The 18,203-nt window shown below is 45.0% G+C and carries 13 protein-coding genes and 1 other RNA gene; 6 read left to right on the forward strand and 8 right to left on the reverse strand.

From position 1 onward, the window contains the following. Positions 1–365 precede the first annotated feature (365 nt). The 3 genes from IEY09_RS07690 to IEY09_RS07700 form a co-directional block, all read right to left on the reverse strand. Complete coding sequence (locus IEY09_RS07690; protein ID WP_188870519.1) at positions 366–3,197, reverse strand: TonB-dependent receptor plug domain-containing protein; 2,832 nt, start codon at positions 3,195–3,197, stop codon at positions 366–368. Between the two features lie 280 nt (positions 3,198–3,477). After that, the gene (locus IEY09_RS07695) at positions 3,478–4,686 is read right to left on the reverse strand and encodes a porin (RefSeq protein ID WP_144376516.1); all 1,209 of its coding nucleotides are present in this window, start codon (positions 4,684–4,686) and stop codon (positions 3,478–3,480) included. A gap of 220 nt (positions 4,687–4,906) precedes the next feature. After that, a complete protein-coding gene (locus IEY09_RS07700; RefSeq protein WP_188870600.1) occupies positions 4,907–7,336 on the reverse strand; it encodes a DNA polymerase II in 2,430 nt (809 codons plus the stop codon). A gap of 140 nt (positions 7,337–7,476) precedes the next feature. On the opposite strand from IEY09_RS07700, the gene dinG reads away from it, so the two are divergent. The 6 genes from dinG to IEY09_RS07730 are packed head-to-tail and all read left to right on the forward strand — an operon-like array spanning position 7,477 to position 12,922. Continuing rightward, on the forward strand, positions 7,477–9,549 hold the full coding sequence (gene dinG, locus IEY09_RS07705) for an ATP-dependent DNA helicase DinG (RefSeq protein ID WP_188870520.1): 2,073 nt from the start codon (positions 7,477–7,479) through the stop codon (positions 9,547–9,549). Between the two features lie 9 nt (positions 9,550–9,558). Beyond that, positions 9,559–10,332 carry a sulfite exporter TauE/SafE family protein gene (locus tag IEY09_RS07710; RefSeq protein WP_055646756.1) on the forward strand — a complete coding sequence of 258 codons (774 nt, stop codon included), beginning with the start codon at positions 9,559–9,561 and terminating at the stop codon, positions 10,330–10,332. Then, positions 10,323–10,991, forward strand: a complete 669-nt coding sequence (locus IEY09_RS07715; RefSeq protein WP_170919380.1) for a primosomal replication protein — start codon at positions 10,323–10,325, stop codon at positions 10,989–10,991. The genes IEY09_RS07710 and IEY09_RS07715 overlap by 10 nt, the downstream gene beginning before the upstream one ends. Positions 10,992–11,000: 9 nt before the next feature. After that, a complete protein-coding gene (locus tag IEY09_RS07720) occupies positions 11,001–11,693 on the forward strand; it encodes a DUF2057 domain-containing protein (RefSeq protein ID WP_037428139.1) in 693 nt (230 codons plus the stop codon). 5 nt (positions 11,694–11,698) lie between these two features. Further along, positions 11,699–12,601, forward strand: coding sequence for a histone deacetylase family protein (locus IEY09_RS07725; protein WP_188870522.1), 903 nt, complete (start codon positions 11,699–11,701; stop codon positions 12,599–12,601). 33 nt (positions 12,602–12,634) lie between these two features. Beyond that, a complete protein-coding gene (locus tag IEY09_RS07730) occupies positions 12,635–12,922 on the forward strand; it encodes a late competence development ComFB family protein (protein ID WP_172588336.1) in 288 nt (95 codons plus the stop codon). Positions 12,923–13,072: 150 nt separating this feature from the next. On the opposite strand, the gene ffs is transcribed toward IEY09_RS07730, so the two are convergent. The 5 genes from ffs to IEY09_RS07755 all read right to left on the reverse strand — a co-directional run bounded on the left by ffs (position 13,073) and on the right by IEY09_RS07755 (position 18,142). Next, positions 13,073–13,170: signal recognition particle sRNA small type (gene ffs, locus IEY09_RS07735), an RNA gene on the reverse strand. Between the two features lie 234 nt (positions 13,171–13,404). Continuing rightward, a complete protein-coding gene (locus IEY09_RS07740) occupies positions 13,405–13,770 on the reverse strand; it encodes a ComEA family DNA-binding protein (protein ID WP_037417240.1) in 366 nt (121 codons plus the stop codon). Positions 13,771–13,984: 214 nt separating this feature from the next. Continuing rightward, the gene (megL, locus tag IEY09_RS07745) at positions 13,985–15,178 is read right to left on the reverse strand and encodes a methionine gamma-lyase (RefSeq protein ID WP_188870525.1); all 1,194 of its coding nucleotides are present in this window, start codon (positions 15,176–15,178) and stop codon (positions 13,985–13,987) included. A 313-nt stretch (positions 15,179–15,491) separates the two neighbouring features. Beyond that, on the reverse strand, positions 15,492–16,688 hold the full coding sequence (locus IEY09_RS07750; protein WP_188870527.1) for a TIGR01620 family protein: 1,197 nt from the start codon (positions 16,686–16,688) through the stop codon (positions 15,492–15,494). After that, positions 16,685–18,142 carry a YcjX family GTP-binding protein gene (locus IEY09_RS07755; protein WP_188870529.1) on the reverse strand — a complete coding sequence of 486 codons (1,458 nt, stop codon included), beginning with the start codon at positions 18,140–18,142 and terminating at the stop codon, positions 16,685–16,687. Before IEY09_RS07755 ends, IEY09_RS07750 begins: the two co-directional genes overlap by 4 nt. Positions 18,143–18,203: the final 61 nt, after the last annotated feature.

Raw genomic sequence — 18,203 nt, forward strand, 5'->3', positions numbered from 1 at the left:
CATAGACCCGCTGGCATCATTTCACAAAATGTTGACCTGTGTCAACATTCAGAACATGTAAAAACGAGTGTAAAGAAGTCTTAATTATGAATTTTTTTACGGAAGATGTTTTTTTGAGCAAACACATAAATTTGGTTGATAAGAGAGCCGTGAATTCGTCATTAATATCTGTTAATGCAATAAGATGTGTCAGAAGCCGCCCAACCTATTCAAGCTAAATTTCAACACATTGATAGTCAGAGTAAGAATCATAGATAACGGAAAAAGCTGTACATATTCAACTAGCAACTGCAAAGGATCTTTCGTAATAAAAAAGCCGAACACTTTGCAGTGTTCGGCTCTGATACAACTAAGTTGATTTATGATTAGAACTTGGTAGTCGCACGTAAATAAATAAAGCGATCCATATTCACATCATACTCTGTAACAGAGAAGTTGTTTGTAGAAATGGCTTCGTTATTAGTTGGGCCTTCAGCTTGTGGCTTCTTAGCAAACAAGTTATTAATTCCTAGAGACACCTTAGTATTGTAAGCATCAATGTTATAACCGACAGAGACGTTATGAACCATATAGGCTTCCATTGTTTCTCTATAACCAGCATCCTTTAACTGTTGATAATATTTTTTATCTTCCTCGGAGTCAGTTAAACCAGTGTAATAATCGTTATTTAATGGACCTACAAAACGTACTTTCCAATGTGCATCCCAATCACCCATTGCCCAATCAACCATTAAGTTTGACTTGAACTCAGGGAACCCACCATCACCAGTCTGAACACCGACGCGGTCAGTTCCATCAAATTCGTTTTTCATTACATATGCTACATCTAAAGATGCTTTAAATGAACCAAACGAGGTTTCAGGGAAACGATACGCTGTAAAGAAGTCAATACCTTCTACATTGTATTCACCAGAATTCTGTAGGAAATTACGTAAGTCAACGATATTGCCTAAGCTATCACGATCGATATAGTTACAAGATTCAGGTTTAGTGCCCCTTGCACACTCTCTAGCAATATCAACATGACCATAACGGGCAATTGCATCTTCAACTTTAATTTTATAGTAGTCTAAAGTAACTTCAGCGCCTTCTAACCAAGATGGGTTATAAACCGCACCATAGGTAAACGACTCAGAAGTTTCTGGTTTAAGATCAGGCGATGAAACTTGCGAAATACGAATTTGAGTATTGGATTGTCGATAACCATCAGGCACACCAGCACATCCGGGCAATGTAGAAATATTAAGCACGTTACCTTTAGCATCTCTTGTATTACAAGGATCTGTCCAAGTTGGGAATGAATCTGCATTACCCGCATACAAATCAGAGATAGAAGGAGCACGGTAGCCTTGAGCCCAGGTACCACGTAGCAACAGATCATCCATTGGGCGGAATTCTGCACCTACTTTGCCGGTGGTATTGTTACCATAAGCATCGTGGTCAGAAACCCGCACAGCTGGAGTAATTAACAGACTTTCTAATACAGGAATCGCTAACTCAACATAAGCTTCATCCAAACGGAAGCCACCTGAAGTTGCATCGCGTTGGTTACCTGAAGACTCACCAGTTACAGTTAATGGATCTGGCGTATCAAAACCAGATTCTTCTCGGCGCTCAAGACCTAAAGCTAAACCAACAGCACCGGCGGGTAAATCAAATAGATCACCAGAGATGTTAAAGGTATAATCTTTCATCGTTAAACCTGAACGGCTAACACTGTCGAAAGTAATATAATCAACCATATCCTGGGTTATAGTACCTGGTCCACCAAACAGGTTTAGTGCTACGCAGCCATTGCTTGCATTACAGTTATCGCCTAATGCTTGATTAATACGAGTTAAATTAAGTAGACCAGTGGTTAATACATCTTGGTTATTTTGACCGTAGATGTAGCTTGCACTCCATGTCCAGTTATCATCAATATTACCTTCTAAACCAAGCATCGCACGGTACGTGGTATCGTTTTGATTATATTGGCGAGAACCCGCCTCAATCATACGACGTTGTAAAGAATAAGGTACGTACCCCAAAGGTTTACCATTAGCAACAGCGCGAGCACTACTTCCGTAGAGTGTTTCACCGAATGGGTTATAGATGTTATTGGCACCAATATCCACACGACTCGCAGCCTCTCCCCATGAGGCACCTAATGTCAATGGCATAGGGGCTAATTCTTGCGATGACTTACGGTTGGTCATCATAAAGTCAGAAACAACTCTTAAATTGTCCGAAATATCATAAAAACCTTGCACATAGAAAGAATTACGGTTCTGTGGTGTAGACAAATAGTTATCAGGTGCATAGTTATACACATCAGCACCAGTACGAGGACGGAATTGGTCCGGTCCAACATTAGTTCCTGTCCCTTCCTTCACCATAAGATTGTAAATACCAGTGTCAGGATTTGGTGTTGCAAGTGCGGCTAATGCATCTTGGTTTGCTTGATTTAGTTGCGAACCTACGATTTGCAGACGCGTATTATCGGCAGTAGAACTGTAACCAGTATCCGAAATATCACGGTCTCCAGCCCAAATCGGTTGCTGAGTCACATGACTCATATTGAACAATAGCCCGCCTTTTTCAGAAACTGAACCTGCTGTAAAGTCAGCGGTGTATTGGCGACCATCGTCATATTTAGCGTTTTGTCCACCATAGACAGAAACTTCAACACCTTCAAAGTTTTTGCGAGTAATGATGTTAACTACACCAGCAATAGCATCTGAACCGTAAACGGCTGAAGCACCATCTTTTAATACTTCAATACGCTCAATTGATGACGTAGGAATGGTGTTTAAGTCTACGGTTGAACCTAAAGAAGATATCCAGCGCTTACCATTAACTAATACTAAGAGACGTTGTGCGCCAAGGTTACGCAGGTCCATGTTAGTAGAACCATCACCACCGTTGTTAAAAGCGGTGTTTAATGCTGAACCAGCAGCTGGAATCGTTTGCAGGATATCACCAATACTGATCATCCCAGTAGCTTCAAGCTCATCTCTATTCATCACAAGAACAGGACTTGCCGCTTCCATATCAGTACGCTTGATACGTGAACCAGTAACTTCAATACGTTCTACTTTTTTATCAGCACCAGCTTCATCAGCAGCCATTACTAATGGCACGTTTAGCGCGGTTGCTGCCACACCACCAATCAATGCAAAACGCACAGATTTGGCTAATAAGTTATTCTTATGCATTGTCTATCTCCCTGGACATATTATGTCTTTATTATAATCCGCTTATTTAATAAGCAGTTTCAAACAAAAGTACGTCGAAAACACGCTGTACTCGGCAGAAACAATAAAATCACATATAAAACCTTTAATCAACAAAAAATAAACAAATAAAACCAGCTGATGACAATATGCTCATTTTGAAAGCGAGATTCGTATGCTTTGAAATCTAAAAGCAAAAAACGCCAGTCATTGCTGACTGGCGTTTTTGTTGAACTTAGGCCCTTTCAGGCGACGTTATGACTTACAGTGTATAACGGATCCCGATGGCGATGCCATCATCTTCGGACAATGACATTCTGGCTTCTTGGGCTTGATCTGCGCTGGTGAAGTCGCTGTAGTCTTTACGTGCTTCAACATAAAGAACTGTGCTTGGGTCCCAAACAAAGTGTAAGCCTACAACTACAAACTGACGCTTAAACACATCGTTAGGATCGGCGTTAAAGTTTGGTTGGATAACATAGTCTTTACCAGCATCCAGAATGTTATAGGAAACAAATGGACGTAAACCATTGTCAAACTTATATGAAACTAAAGTTTCAACGCCATAGGCATCTTTAATCAAGCGACCAATGTTATCGGTATCATGGTTCTCTTCTTTGTGAACGTTGGCGGCAACATATAAACCATTCTTGTCGAAGTCACCCCAAGTAGCGCCCACACCATAGATTAAATCAACAGCCGTTTTTTGATCACCATTACCGTAAGCAATATCAAACTCACCGCGGTTTACACCCGCCATCAGACTAAGTTTATCTGTGGCTTTGTAAGTGACAGAACCACCATAGGTGTAATCATAGGTAACCTGTTGTGCTTCTTTTTTACCTGCATTCCATTCTGCTTCACAGGCTTCTTCTGTGATATTTTCAATATCACAGGTGTAAAAGCTATTATTTTTTAACTGAGATTGTACCGCAAAACTGAAGTCACCAAATGAGTTGCGGTATTGTACCGTTTTATCGCCACGACCTACGCCATTTACTGCGCCATCGTCTTTATTAAAGGTGTACACACCGGCAGCGTTTCCGTCCCATACAAAACCGTAGTTGGTGTTATAAACCACGTCATACCAAGCACCCCATTGTTTACCAATAGTGATCGTGCCGTATTTATCGTGACTGATACCAGCGTAACCTAACCGATTGTAAAAAAACTCATCCTGAACGGATTCAAAGCGGTTGTTATAGACAATATCACTGTTGCCAACGGGGTTAACGCCCCATTCCAACTTAGCAAACGCATTCCAGCCATGGGTTAACTCACGGCTGAAACCAAAATTAATTCGAGAAGCACCATTTACAACCTCAGTTTCACCTTGAGTGTTGATTACACGCGCATCAATAAATCCCCCTATCTCTACTGCATTTTTGTCATCTTTGTAGATTTCGATTGCAGATACAGTTGGCGCAAGAAAGAGTGCTGCTAACGCAGTGGCGACTATCGTTTTGTTCATTTGGTGCTTAACCTTTTCGTTTATGTTTTATCAACGTCATTCCGTTGTTATATTTCCTTACAATTTCCCACTGAGAGTAGCAAACTTTCAATAAACACTCCAAGGGAAACCTAAGCATTCTGTAGATAAATATCACAAAAACTGACTGATTAACCGCTGTAAAACAGGTTAAAACACTATAAACACCCGTTAAGAAAACACAAATAAAACAACATAAACATTAAATTAACAGCAGCTGTTTAGAGACAATGTCTGTGTAATTCAATTTCATTATTGAAAAAATAGGCTCTGCAATGGGACTAATTTGCTTATCAATGTAGTATTGATAATCAATTATAGACGAACTATGTGAAACAGGTTCAGGACCATTTACAGTGATGACATAATCAATCTGAGCTCCTCTCTTGCCATAGGATACCTTTCCTGTTAACTCACATAGCTGACGTGCGACTTTGACATGGGGGGAAGATTTTGCGGTGTACTCTTCAAGATTTCGGCGCATTCGTTTACTAAACACTAATTCAGCATCTCGCTTTCCTGTCTGCAGTTCGCTTATGACACCAGCGAGATAACCGCTGATATCTCGCTGATTGAACATTCGCTCATAAAGTTCAGCTTGAACCTTACGCGCTAAGGGGCTCCAATCACTTCGCACCTGCTCCATCCCCTTAAAAGTGATTTCTAACGCTCCGCTATGGTTACGCCACGCTCCAACATAGCGCTTCTTACTCCCCTCCTCCGATCCCCTCAAGGTCGGCATAAAAAACTGTTCGTAATGGCGCTCAAACTGTAGCTCAAGGAAGCTTTCTAGCTGAAACTCTTTTACGATTTTACTCTGCCATTGTTGATTGATTTGCGCGGCAATCTGCTTACCTAAGGCATTAATATCACTGAGATCAGGATCAGAGCCCAAATAAACAAAGGTGGAATCCGTGTCCCCATAAATAACTTGATAACCCATTTCCTCTATCCAAGCGCGAGTCTGTTTCATAATCTGATGCCCGCGCATGGTAATGGAGCTTGCCAGTTTCGCATCATGGAACACGCAGCCTTGGGAGCCTAAAACCCCATAGAGCGAATTCATAATGATTTTAATTGCTTGCGATAAAGGCGCATTTGCCTCCCGCTTGGCTTTTTCGCGTTGTTCTGAGAGATTTTGGATAAGTTTTGGCAGGATCGGTTGATGCCGACTAAAACGAGCCCCTAAAAAACCGGGAACGATTTCAGACTCGTCCAAAATATGTTCCTCGTTATCCAGACCTTCAATGAGCCCTTTCGGATCGATCAAAAAAGTACGAATTATCGATGGATAAAGACTTTTAAAGTCAAACACTAAAATATGCTGATAAAAACCAGGGACTGAATCCATTACATAACCGCCAGGGCTTTCAATCCCTTGACTTGCAGGCTCTGCGGGCGCAACGAAACCCGCTCTATGTAAATGCGGTAGATACAAATGATTGAATGCGGCGACCGAGGCGCCTACCCGCCCCAGTTCTAATCCCGTTAACTCGGCGCGAGCGAGGGCAAAATCCCACAACTGAGTATGCTCAAAAATATCCCACACTAAGCGACTATCAGTCAGATTATAGTGAGCAAGCCCTTGCTTATTTTCGGTAAATAGCGCATCAATCTCTTGGACTCGATTTTCTACATTATGAATCGCTTTGCCTTCACCGAGTAACGCTTGGGCGACAAATTCCAAGGAGAAGCGCTCGAATTGATAAAAGGCCGCCTTTAACCAATCGATACCATCGAGCACCACTCGCCCAGGCAAACTTAAGGTTTCTGGCCGAAATTTATTCTCCACCTTCCACTCAAGGAGCGCGCCACCTCGACCGATACGCAGCGGGATCCGATGCAGTAAAGCACGCCGATATAACAGGGCCAGATCAAAGGTCACTACTGACCAACCAATAATCACATCGGGATCAAACTCAGTAAACCAAGCGATGAGATGATGAATAAGCGCCGCTTCATCGTTCACCCATTCGATGTAGATTGCAGCTTCTGGCTGCGCCTCGCCCACCATAATGACTTTTTCATAGGGCTGAGATTGCGCATCGCGCCTATAAAGGGCCACAGAATAGAGTAATCCGTCAAAGCAGCATTCAAAATCAAGCGAGATTGAACGCAATTTTATTTCCGGCTGAGGCGCAACTGCTTTGGCCCGTATGGCGCTAAAGACGGGCAAGCGGTCTTGTAAACTCACATTGCTTACTTGATACCCTAAAAATGCCACATCGAGTGCCACAAAACGCTCGATTAAAAAACGCTGCTCGGGACGAATATCCGACTCAAATAAGGGAATACCCGCATCTGTCGCTATCCGCTGCAAGTGACGAAATACATTTGTCGATTGAGCATAAATCGCCGCCACGGATTGTCTTTTAAAACTTTTAAGCATAAGCGGCACAAAGCGTAGCGCCAGCCCCGGCGTTTGTAACTGTAATGCAGCTATATCGCTTTGATGGCAAAAACAAATGTACTCAGAGCCAGGTAACTCCACCAGCACAGGGCCAGAAACAGTGGCGAGATAATACTGCAACACGAGCGTTGAACCGCGTGTAATAGCATGGCGCGTCAGGACGCGTCCCTGTACACTCACGGGCGCAGCCGTGTCATGTGTCAGACTCTCGGGGGAATTCAACTGCGGTTTCACTCTAAGGCTCTCGCTGTTTATTGATTCTCGGGATACAGAATAAAATTGCCATAAAATGGCAGAAAAGTTTCTTAGGCTATGCAATCACTGTTATTATGTACAGCATTAATTCGATAAAGTAGTGCCGCATGTTACCTGACAACGTAAAAAACCAGATCCGCGCTATCTATAAAGATATTGCCACCGCTTTGCCTAATTTTAGGCCGCGCCGCGAGCAAAACTTTATGGTAGCAGAAATCTCTAAGACCCTGGCTGGCGACTATGACAAAGATAGACGCATCATAGTGGTCGAAGCGGGTACGGGGATTGGTAAATCATTGTCTTATATTCTAGGCACGATTCCGCTTGCGCTTGCGAGTAAGAAAAAAGTCTGTATCGCCACGGCAACCGTGGCGCTGCAGGAGCAGTTGCTGCACAAAGACTTACCGTTTTTTCTCGAACAATCAGGGCTAAACTTTCGCTTTGGTCTGGTCAAAGGGCGCCAGCGCTATGTCTGTTTATCCAAGCTTGCCATGTTGATCGGCGATGATAACAGTACCCAAATGGCCATGTGGCAAACAAAGCCTGATAACAGCCAAATTGCCATGTTACAGGAGCTGCTCAACGACTTTAATGAAGGCCGCTGGAACGGTGAAATCGATACGCTGTCAACACCGATACCGGACCATCTCTGGCAACAAATCGCCTGCGATAAACACAGTTGTCATCGGCAACTAGCCAGTCATCGTAATTGCCCGTTTCACAAGGCCCGCGAGGACGTGGATACGTGGGATGTGCTCATTGCCAACCACAGTTTGCTGTTTGCCGACTTAGAGCTAGGCGGCGGGGTGATTTTACCCGATCCCGAAGACGTATTTTACGTCATTGACGAAGCACACCACTTACCTATTGTTGCCCGGGACTTTTCTAGCGCACAGGCAACGCTTAGAGGCGCCGCCGACTGGCTTGAAAAAGTCGGTAAGACCAGCGCAAAATTACAAAATCAGATAAAGAGCAACAATATCATCGCCCCAGCGCAGGCGATGCAGGATCATATTGGCGACTTAATCGCTCAGCTCAATCAAGTCGCCCACTATTGTGATACCCAGACCAAGCAGTTTGCCAATCCAGAGAGTCGCTATCGGTTCGAACACGGCAAATTGCCCGATGCACTGAAAATCCCCGCCGAAAATCTCGCGGCCACCTCCAATCTTGCTCTCAAGCAATTTAATAAGATGCAATTATTGCTCGCAGAAGCGATAAAAGATGGCGATATTCCTAAGCACCAGGCTGAAGCGCTACAGGCCGAAATGGGCTTTATGTTGCAGCGACTCGAAAACCTGCAAAAGCTCTGGAAAATGATGGCCAAGGAAGATTCCACTAAAGGTGCCCCAATGGCCCGTTGGATCGAGTTAATTACAGGCAAACAGGTCGATTATCTGTTTAGCGCCTCACCAATTGAAGTCGGTTTTATGCTCGAATCGATGCTGTGGCAAAAGGCAGCTGGCGTCGTGCTATGTAGCGCTACGCTGCGGGCGCTGAATAACTTTGACCATTTTGCCCATCAGGTAGGGTTATCATTAAAGGACGGCAGCCGATATCTTGCCCTGCAATCCCCTTTCGATTATCCGAATAATGCCACGCTCTACTTACCTAAGATGAAAACCGAGCCGACGGATGATGCCTATACTGCTGAACTTGCCGAACAAATTATCGAGCTAATTGAAGGCGAAATGGCTACCTTAGTGCTGTTTGCCTCTTACTGGCAAATGGAAAAAGTGGCCGAATTGCTCGAGGGCAAGCTCACGCAGGAAATTCTGATCCAAGGTAATGCACCACGCCAGCAATTGCTTGAGACCCACAAAGCTAAATGTGACAAAGGTGAGCCAAGCATCTTATTTGGCACAGGCAGTTTTTCTGAAGGCTTGGACTTACCAGGAGATTACCTCACCAACCTCATCGTCACTAAGCTACCCTTTGCTGTGCCAACCTCACCCGTTGAGCAAGCCCATGCTGAATATGTGAAAATAAAGGGTGGAAATCCGTTTCTGCAGCTCACCATTCCTGATGCATCGCGAAAGCTTATCCAAAGTTGTGGTAGATTACTGCGTAAAGAGCAAGATTATGGTCGAGTCACTATCCTAGATAGACGGTTAGTGACGAAGCGTTACGGCAAATCCTTGCTAGACGCACTCCCACCTTTTAGACGAGTCATTGAGTAGGATTAAGATTTGGAGTTGTTACTCGAGCCCAGTAACTGGGCCCTGTTGGCTGTCATTGGCTTAATTGCAGGTTTTATCGATGCCGTGGTCGGTGGTGGCGGCCTGCTCTCCATTCCTGCCCTGCTCACCCTAGGGATCCCGCCCCATACCGCCTTAGGTACCAATAAATTTGCTGCTAGTTTTGGATCCTCGATGGCGGCTTGGACCTATTATCGCCAGCATCTGCTGAAACCCAGTTTTTGGTATATGGCGTTTATCGCCACCTTTATTGGTGCGGTTTTTGGCAGTGTATTAGTTTATTTGTTAAACGCGCAGTGGCTTGAAAAAGCCTTACCACTGCTCATTATTGGCATTGCAATTTACAGCTTGCTGAGCCCTAATGCCATCTCGGATACCGATTGTCAGACGCCGACAAAAGCCCAATCCAAGCTCAAGCAAAGCCTGCAAGGTTTATTACTAGGCATCTACGATGGTTTTGCAGGCCCCGGCATTGGCGCCTTTTGGACAGTAAGTTCAGGTTCATTATATAAATTACCTCTTTTGCATAGTTGCGCGCTCGCTAGAGCCATGACTTTTACCAGCAATTTGACGGCGCTGGCGATCTTTGGCTTTCTTGGGCAAGTCCATTGGCAAATTGGCCTGTGGATGGGGTTATGTATGATGCTCGGCTCCTTTATCGGCGCTCGCTGTGCGATAAAATTTGGTATGCCTTTTATTCGGCCTTTGTTTATATTAATTGTCCTGTCAATTGCCGCTAATCTGGCGTGGAGCGCATGGTTTTGAACACTTCGCAGCTAATCAGCACGTTGAAAAATCAGCTAAAAACATTAGAGCAAGAAGTACTGCAACACGACAGTCATCTTGCGCCGAGCCAACGCAAACTCCTACTAGATATTGAACGCTTTAATCAATCGCTGTTTATTCAAAATGGCGCCCAGTTGATGCCCTGCATTGAACAAATTCGAAGTAGTATCGGTCAGTTAGAGAAGCAAATCGCCCTAAAACTCGCGCCGCAAACCATCGCCTTAAGCTGTGAACGTATTCAAGACCGTTTTACTGCGGTTAAACGGGCGCTACTGACGACCTCAATCGATATAAAGTCTAAAAATCAACAACGTGCCAGTAAGCGCGCACGTTTCGCCCAGCAACAAAACCAATCGCATCAAGCCAGCGGGTTTGCTTGGATCGCCAGCAATGTGTTACAAAATAGCCACGAAATCTATGCCGAACTGAATAAGCATCTGAATTGGGCGAAAAAATTTGAACAAAAAATTGCAGAAATGGAGTCAAAACTTGAAAACTGTCATAGTGCTGACAAAATCCGTTTGCAAAATGACATCCTTTTGATGCATCGTCGTTTGGGAAAATGCAGGCAAGCCATCAGTTATATCGAAGATCGCATTCAAGCATTCGAACGTCCGCATCAGAGCCATAATCGTTAAGGAGCAACAATGAAATCACTTTTGCCAATCAGCAGCCTGCTAATGCTACTCGGCTCTGCCTCAGCCTTTGCCGCAGATCTGAATATCCCTATGTCCTTCGAATACCTTGCCCTCGATGGCAAAAAAGTCGAGTCCAGCGTATTCAACCATAAAAGCAGTTTAGAATTGGCGCCCGGCACCCACAAAATCGCCATTCGCTACCACGAAATGGTGGAAGACGATTTTAGTGACAGCCAAACCTTTGTTAAGTCATCTCCTTTTATTGTGACCTTAGAGGTTGATGGCGATCATCAATACTATTTACAAGCCGCTGAAGGCAAAGTCGTTAAAAAGCCTAAAGTGTTTGCCCAAAATCCCCAAGTCGTGTTAACCCGCTCCGACAAAGGTCAGGTTAATTACCAAGTGGCAAACACCGATATTGAAGAAGAAGGCTTTGTCTCTCGTCTCTTTAGCGGTAACCAAGCGGTAGATGTGTCAGGCACAGCAGCCGCAGTAACAGGCGCAGCAGGCACAGCAGCGGTGGTTGCCGCGCCAGCACCCACTTCGGCGCAGGCAGCAGTTAAGGCAACCTCATTAACCGCTCCGGTTGATACTTCTAAAGCGGCTGGCGCAAATCCACAGCAGATGTTGCAATACTGGTGGTTACAAGCCGATGAGAAAACACGTAAAGAGTTTATGAGCTGGGCTATTTCACAACTCTAATCCAGATGATCCCATTGGTTTATCACGCCAGCTACTCCAAGCTGGCGTTACCCGCCCATCACCGCTTTCCCACAACCAAATATGCGCGTTTTTATCACTATCTGCTCGATAATCAACTGGCTGTTGCGGATCAATTTCATACTCCCTCGCCGATGACGGCTGAAGATGTAATGCAGGTGCATCAGCAAGATTATGTCGAACAATTTATTCAGGGTACCTTAGCCAACACGGCCTTGAGACGCATCGGCTTTCCATGGAGTCAAGCCTTGGTCGAGCGAACCTTGCATTCAGTGTCAGGAACGAGTTTGACCGCAAGCTTGGCGCTACAAACGGGTATCGCCCTTCACTTAACCGGCGGCTATCACCATGCTCATTATGACTTTGGCAGTGGTTACTGTATTTTCAATGACTTGATTATCGCCGCCCGCAAACTTATCGCCGAGCAGCAACTGCATAAGGTATTGATTTTTGATTGTGACGTGCACCAAGGAGACGGCACTGCTACCCTCAGCCATAGGCATCAAGGCATTATCAGTTGTTCCATCCACTGCAAAGAGAATTTCCCCAGCCGTAAACAACAGTCACACTATGATATTGAACTAACGAAAGGTGCTGATGATAGCGCCTATCAGGAAACCGTCGAACAGACTCTCGAGCTGCTTATTCGGCTCCATCAACCAGATTTAATCCTGTATGACGCTGGTGTTGATATTCATCAGGACGATGATTTAGGCCATTTACAGATCAGCCAACAAGGGCTCTATCAACGTGATGTTACTGTGCTCTCCATGGCAAAATCGGCAAATATTCCTGTTGCTGCGGTAATTGGCGGCGGCTACAGCCGAGACGAACTACAATTAAGCCAAAGACATAGCCAACTTTTTATTGCAGCCAACCATTTGTGGTAGCAAACTCAATAAAAATCATCATGGAGCACAGCGATGCAACTCGAAATCCGCAACTATTACGAAGTTCTCTTAATGGAAATGTTATCCGATGAAGGCCTGATGGATGAATTACCGGAGGATTATTTAGCCGATCTCTGCTGTGTGACACTCAATCAACTGCCCGTGCGTTATATTCGTCACCTAGTTGACACCTATTTCTTCGAAGATTACAACGAGTTGCAAGAGCTTAAACGCGAAATCCAAGCCGCATTAGAGAAATCACGCGCCTTTCTTAAACAGAATCTACAAAAAAGAATGCCGCAGGAAGAAGCCGACAGCTAAGTCATACGAAATTGGCATAGCTACATCGATTTGCAACAAGCTTTTACGAGTAAATTCTGCCGTGTTGCTAAATCCTAAGTAGAGCAGTTATTACTAATCGTAGAGTTAAAGATAAAAAAGATTGGAATAGGATGGGGAGATTTGGAGGTTCCCCTAGAGCCGACACCCCGGCACACGAGTCGCTTGCTGCGGTTGCTCCCTTCCGGGCCTGGCCGAGTTCACAAGTTATCATTGCGGGGGGACCCTAGGGTCACCATAACTTCAAGTGGATCACCAAAAGGATCATCACCGAACGACGCGGATTATCCCCTATGGCCTCTATGGGATCAAGTGCTAATCCGCCCGTTTGATAAATATCCGGTTTAACTGGACAATCTATAGGCAAACCTAAGTATTGAAAATGATAAAAGCCTGCAAAGCAGGCTTTTTATTCGCTAAAAGATGTCAAGCTAACGCAAATGACTCAAGACAATGCCAAGGCGTTACAGCTTAATCATATGACGATTTTGCTCAATCAGCTTAGCACCGATCCCTGAGACATTGGCTAACTCATCAATAGTCTTAAATTGCCCATTTTGAGTGCGATAATCGATGATTGCCTGCGCTTTAGCGGCACCAATCCCCTTCAGCAGTTGTAATTGTTCAGTTGAAGCGGTATTGATGTTGACTTGAGCTGCGTCTGGCAATGCTTGTTTAGCATCGCTTGCCATATTTTTGGCCTCAGTTTTCGCTTGGTTTTGCACCTTACTCGCTTCTTTTACCGGATCAGCTGCCATTACTGGCAAGGTTAACAGGGCAGAAAATGCAATAGCAGATACCATCGCAGGTAAACTAGGTTTTAGTTTCATAATGCTTCCTCTCTCTCCTTGATATTCGGCCTTTCGTCCAACTTCCGTGGCCTCCAATCAAACATAGACGAAGCTTTTATGAATTTCCAAACGCCTAAGTACAAATATTACCTCTGGCTTAAATGTGTAACTTTAGATCAATGAATTTACAGATAACAATGAAGAAAAAGGATGCGGTTAATGCATCCTTGTTATAAAAATTATCCATAACCAGCTAAACAATCGTTGCTAATGCCTGGCTTAAATCAGCAATAATATCGTCGCAATCCTCCAAACCGACAGAAATTCTCAGCAGATTATCCCCAATGCCCGCAGCTGCCCGCGCTTCTGGGGAATAAGGAGAATGGGTCATTGAAGCCGGATGCTGAATAAGGGATTCCGCATCGCCCAAACTAACCGCAATTGAAAATAATTTAAGCTTGCCAACAAACGCCATAGCCTGAGTAAAATCCGCAGCTAATTCAAAGGCGATCACCCCTCCTGCTCGCTGCATCTGCTGACCAATAAATTGATGACCCGAATGGGATTTAAGCCCTGGATAGTACACTCGCGTCACGGCAGGGTGTTGCTCTAAAAACTCAGCAACCCGCTGGGCACTCTCGCAATGGCGCTGTAAGCGCACATCGAGGGTTTTAAGGCCTCGTAGGATAAGCCAAGCATCATGGGGTGAGATCACTGCACCGATATCCTTTAGGATTTCATACTTCACTCTGTGAAGTTGCTCTTCGCTGCCACAGACGATGCCCGCAATCACATCACCGTGACCATTTAAGTATTTAGTCGCGCTGTGAACCACTAAATCAATGCCTAGTGCAATCGGTTGCTGCAGTAACGGCGTCATAAAAGTATTATCGACAATGCTAACTAATTGATGCCGCTTCGCAATATCGGCGATAGCTCTAAGATCAAACACCTGTAGATGAGGATTGACCGGCGTTTCACAAAAAATCACCCGAGTGTTCGGTTTGATTGCCCGCTCAATTGCCACTAAATCGGTAAAGTCGACTAAGGTGACTTCGATGCCAAAACGGGCAAATTGGCTAGTCATAAGTGCAAAAGTGCAACCATATACCGCATTAGAAGCCACTAAATGATCACCCATCTGCAAATTAGCGAGCAATGCCGCCGACACCGCCCCCATACCAGACGCCGTTGCCGCCGCCGCTTCAGCCCCTTCTAAAATCGCCATTTTACGCTCAAGTTCGGCCACAGTTGGATTACCAAGACGGGTATAAATATATCCAGGCTCGTTGCCTGCGAAACGCTCGCCACCTTGCTGCGCCGATTCGAATACAAAAGTTGCAGTTTGATAAAGTGGTGTGACTAACGAACCGAAGGCCTCTCGCTCATGTCCTGCATGGATGGCTTGGGTCGCCGCTTTCCACATCTTGCTCGATTCATCTTGCATTGCTTACTCCTTGTTATGCCATTACATCATTCGATTCTTGATTGATTGTTCGAGGAATGATGATTTGCTTGTGTTTTTAGTCCATATAGATAAGTTAATAAAACATTAGCCCTATCGAATAAGCACTAACATACCCTGCTGAACAGTTGAAACCAGTGCAACGGTGAAAATAGCAACAGAACCACTGTAACTAAGTTGTTACATTCAGCGTTTAGGGCAGAACATCGGCGATAAAAAATGCGCTAATGACAGAGTCATTAGCGCATTAGCATTTAGCCTAAAGTGCACTCGCGGTTTTGTGCATTCGGCTATGTTATTTGTCTTTTGCCGTTGAGCTGGTTTTTAGCTCAGCAGCCTCTAATTGGCTCTTAAGCGCATCACGCCCATCTTTGGTCAATAACTTACCAGCAAACTGCTTAAGCTCAATCAACAACTCTTGATGAACTTTCGATAATTTGGGGCGCTGCTCTTCCCTAAAACCGATAGGCCGACACAGTGCCATGGCCTGATATCCTAGGCGCGCCGTTAACAAACCGCCCCCTAATCCTTGGGCAAGCCGCGCGGATAATTTACCGGTCATCTCGACCGACAGCAATTGAGTTCCTAAGTCCGTGACTAACTCACTGGTGCCCGCATAAATAATGTTAATCACTATGCTGCGAATGAGTTTAATCCGGCTCCAATAGCCTAACTCTATCCCATAACAGGCAGCGACATCACGCAGCATTCGCTGATTACGCCAAAGAATGATCGCCATATCCAATGCCGCAAGCGGGCTAGCAGCCAATAACACTGCTGATTCAGCCGCATATCGACGCACGACTTTTTTGGCGAGTTCATCTCGCTCCGTTAGGACTAAGTCCTCAAATAACAGCACTTTTTCGGCATCGTTATGCTCATCTTTTAACGAGTGACGCAGCCGTTGTAATCCTTGGCTATCGGGATAATGCCGTACAATATTATCGATAAAGCTATCGGCCTCCCCCATTTGCATACTCAGGGCAAGCCTTGCACCTGTATCCTGGGTATCGGCAACCTGTTTTAAGCGTTTTAATTTTTGATACTCGCTAACGGCACAGACTATAGCCCAGCTCCCGACTAAACCAAGCACCACACCATAAAAACTAAATAGCCAAGGACTGGCAACCCAAGCATCCCGCAAACCAAGGCCTGTTTGCACTAGCGTGAGTAGTATTAATGCCATTAGTGATAAGCGTGCCAACCAAGACCAGCGGCGAGATTGATGTAATTTAGGGCGTATCGATGTCACATCTAACACCTGCGGTTGGGCCGCTAGCGTCTCTTCAACAACGTCATCAATCGCCTTTATCGGGGTTTGTGGCGCAAACATTTGCGCACTTTTTAACTCATCTGTTGCAGACTGTAGTTTGACCTGTTCAGCATCAAATACTTGCTGCTTTTTAAGGGCTTGAGTTGTAATCGAAGCAACAGACTGCTCCGACTCATTTATTTGCGACTCAGTTGAATGTGGTAACGGGTCTTTTCTCATTCCAGTTTATCCCCCACAAGATACTGCAGAAGGTGATCAAGACGGATATGGTCAAAATGCACCGAAGATGGATCAAGATTACGGTTATCCGGCGGTGCAAAACCGATAAAATTAAAGCCTTGTTCACGCCAAAAAGTGGACTCAGGTAAGCGAGTGGGCACTTCGCCGGGAAACAGTGTCAGGGCTTGGCCATTCAATCCTGTGCCCTGCACAACTTCCACATCCCCATCTTGAGTGGTCACCATGCCGTGGCGCGTGGCCTTAATCGCACTAATGGCCATGGTTTCGACTTTACAACCATCAAAACTAGCAAAGTGCTGGCTGTGCTTGAGCATATCCGTTAACAGCGACAACACATGACTTTGTTGATCCCGCGTGACATGGTCAACCTTACTGGCGGCAAAGAGCAAACGGTCAATCCGCGGCGCAAAAAGCCGACGTAAATAACTGGATTGTCCGTATTGAAAACTCTCCATAATGGCATTTAGCGCCGCGCCCATATCTTCAAATTGTGATTTGCCACGATTTAACGCACTGAAGCAATCAACGAGCACCACCTGACGATCAAACCCTGCGAAATGTTGTTTATAAAAAGGTTTAACAACCTTAGCGACATACTCTTGATAGCGCTTTTCCAGCACATGAAAAGCGCTGTGCTTCTCACTTTGTTTAAGGTTGCTCCACTGAGCATCAGTCACAGATAACAGCGGGAAAAACGCCAGCAGCGGTGCACCTTGCCACTCACCGGGTAATAACATACGCCCCGGTTGCGCTTGGTAATACCCCTGCACATGCACTAAATCCTGTAATAACTGCTGATATTGATCGGCAAGTCGTTTCAGTTCCGCTTCATCGGCCATAGCCGCTAAATTGAGTGCATTTAACGATGTTTCAAAACCAGCATATAAAGGTGAACTCTTCAAAACCGCAAGCCGTTGCTGCTGGGCAGTACACCACTCAATATAGTTTTGGCGCAGCATAGGTAAATCTAAAAGCCACTCCCCTGGATAATCCACAATATCTAAATATAGCGTTGCGGTATCGGCAAACTTGGCGAGTAATCCCTTTTGCGGCCGATATTTAATCGCTAGACGCAACTCTGAAATGGTGCGAGTCGATTCAGGCCAAGTAGGAGGATTCGAAGTCAGCGCTAACATAGCGCCCTGATAATCAAAACTCGCGATTTCAAGATCCGGCTGCATCGCTCGCTTAACCCCAAGCAAACGTTGTTCACGGCTCACCTGCCAAAGAGGCAAACCATGTTGGCGAGAATGCGATTCAGATGATGCAGCACCGCTATTGAGTAATTGATTGACTAACCCTGTAATAAAAGCCGTTTTTCCCGCTCCCGATAACCCTGTTACTGCAAGTCGCAAATGCCTATCGGCCGTTCTGTGGAGCAAAGATTGACTCTTTTGCGTGATTTTGTGGATCGATACATCAAGCATTCCCATAAGGATTTCCCTAAATGTTGAATGAGATAACTATATACTGGAATCAACGAGAGATGACACT

It is taken from the genome of Shewanella xiamenensis (assembly GCF_014647135.1).
Lineage (GTDB): Bacteria > Pseudomonadota > Gammaproteobacteria > Enterobacterales > Shewanellaceae > Shewanella > Shewanella xiamenensis.

Coding starts and splice junctions, on each gene's coding strand:
- IEY09_RS07690 (WP_188870519.1), bottom strand. CDS start 3,197: ATGCATAAGAATAACTTATTAGCCAAATCTGTGCGTTTTGCATTGATT.
- IEY09_RS07695 (WP_144376516.1), bottom strand. CDS start 4,686: ATGAACAAAACGATAGTCGCCACTGCGTTAGCAGCACTCTTTCTTGCG.
- dinG (WP_188870520.1), top strand. CDS start 7,477: ATGTTACCTGACAACGTAAAAAACCAGATCCGCGCTATCTATAAAGAT.
- IEY09_RS07715 (WP_170919380.1), top strand. CDS start 10,323: ATGGTTTTGAACACTTCGCAGCTAATCAGCACGTTGAAAAATCAGCTA.
- IEY09_RS07720 (WP_037428139.1), top strand. CDS start 11,001: ATGAAATCACTTTTGCCAATCAGCAGCCTGCTAATGCTACTCGGCTCT.
- IEY09_RS07725 (WP_188870522.1), top strand. CDS start 11,699: ATGATCCCATTGGTTTATCACGCCAGCTACTCCAAGCTGGCGTTACCC.
- IEY09_RS07730 (WP_172588336.1), top strand. CDS start 12,635: ATGCAACTCGAAATCCGCAACTATTACGAAGTTCTCTTAATGGAAATG.
- IEY09_RS07740 (WP_037417240.1), bottom strand. CDS start 13,770: ATGAAACTAAAACCTAGTTTACCTGCGATGGTATCTGCTATTGCATTT.
- megL (WP_188870525.1), bottom strand. CDS start 15,178: ATGCAAGATGAATCGAGCAAGATGTGGAAAGCGGCGACCCAAGCCATC.
- IEY09_RS07750 (WP_188870527.1), bottom strand. CDS start 16,688: ATGAGAAAAGACCCGTTACCACATTCAACTGAGTCGCAAATAAATGAG.
- IEY09_RS07755 (WP_188870529.1), bottom strand. CDS start 18,142: ATGGGAATGCTTGATGTATCGATCCACAAAATCACGCAAAAGAGTCAA.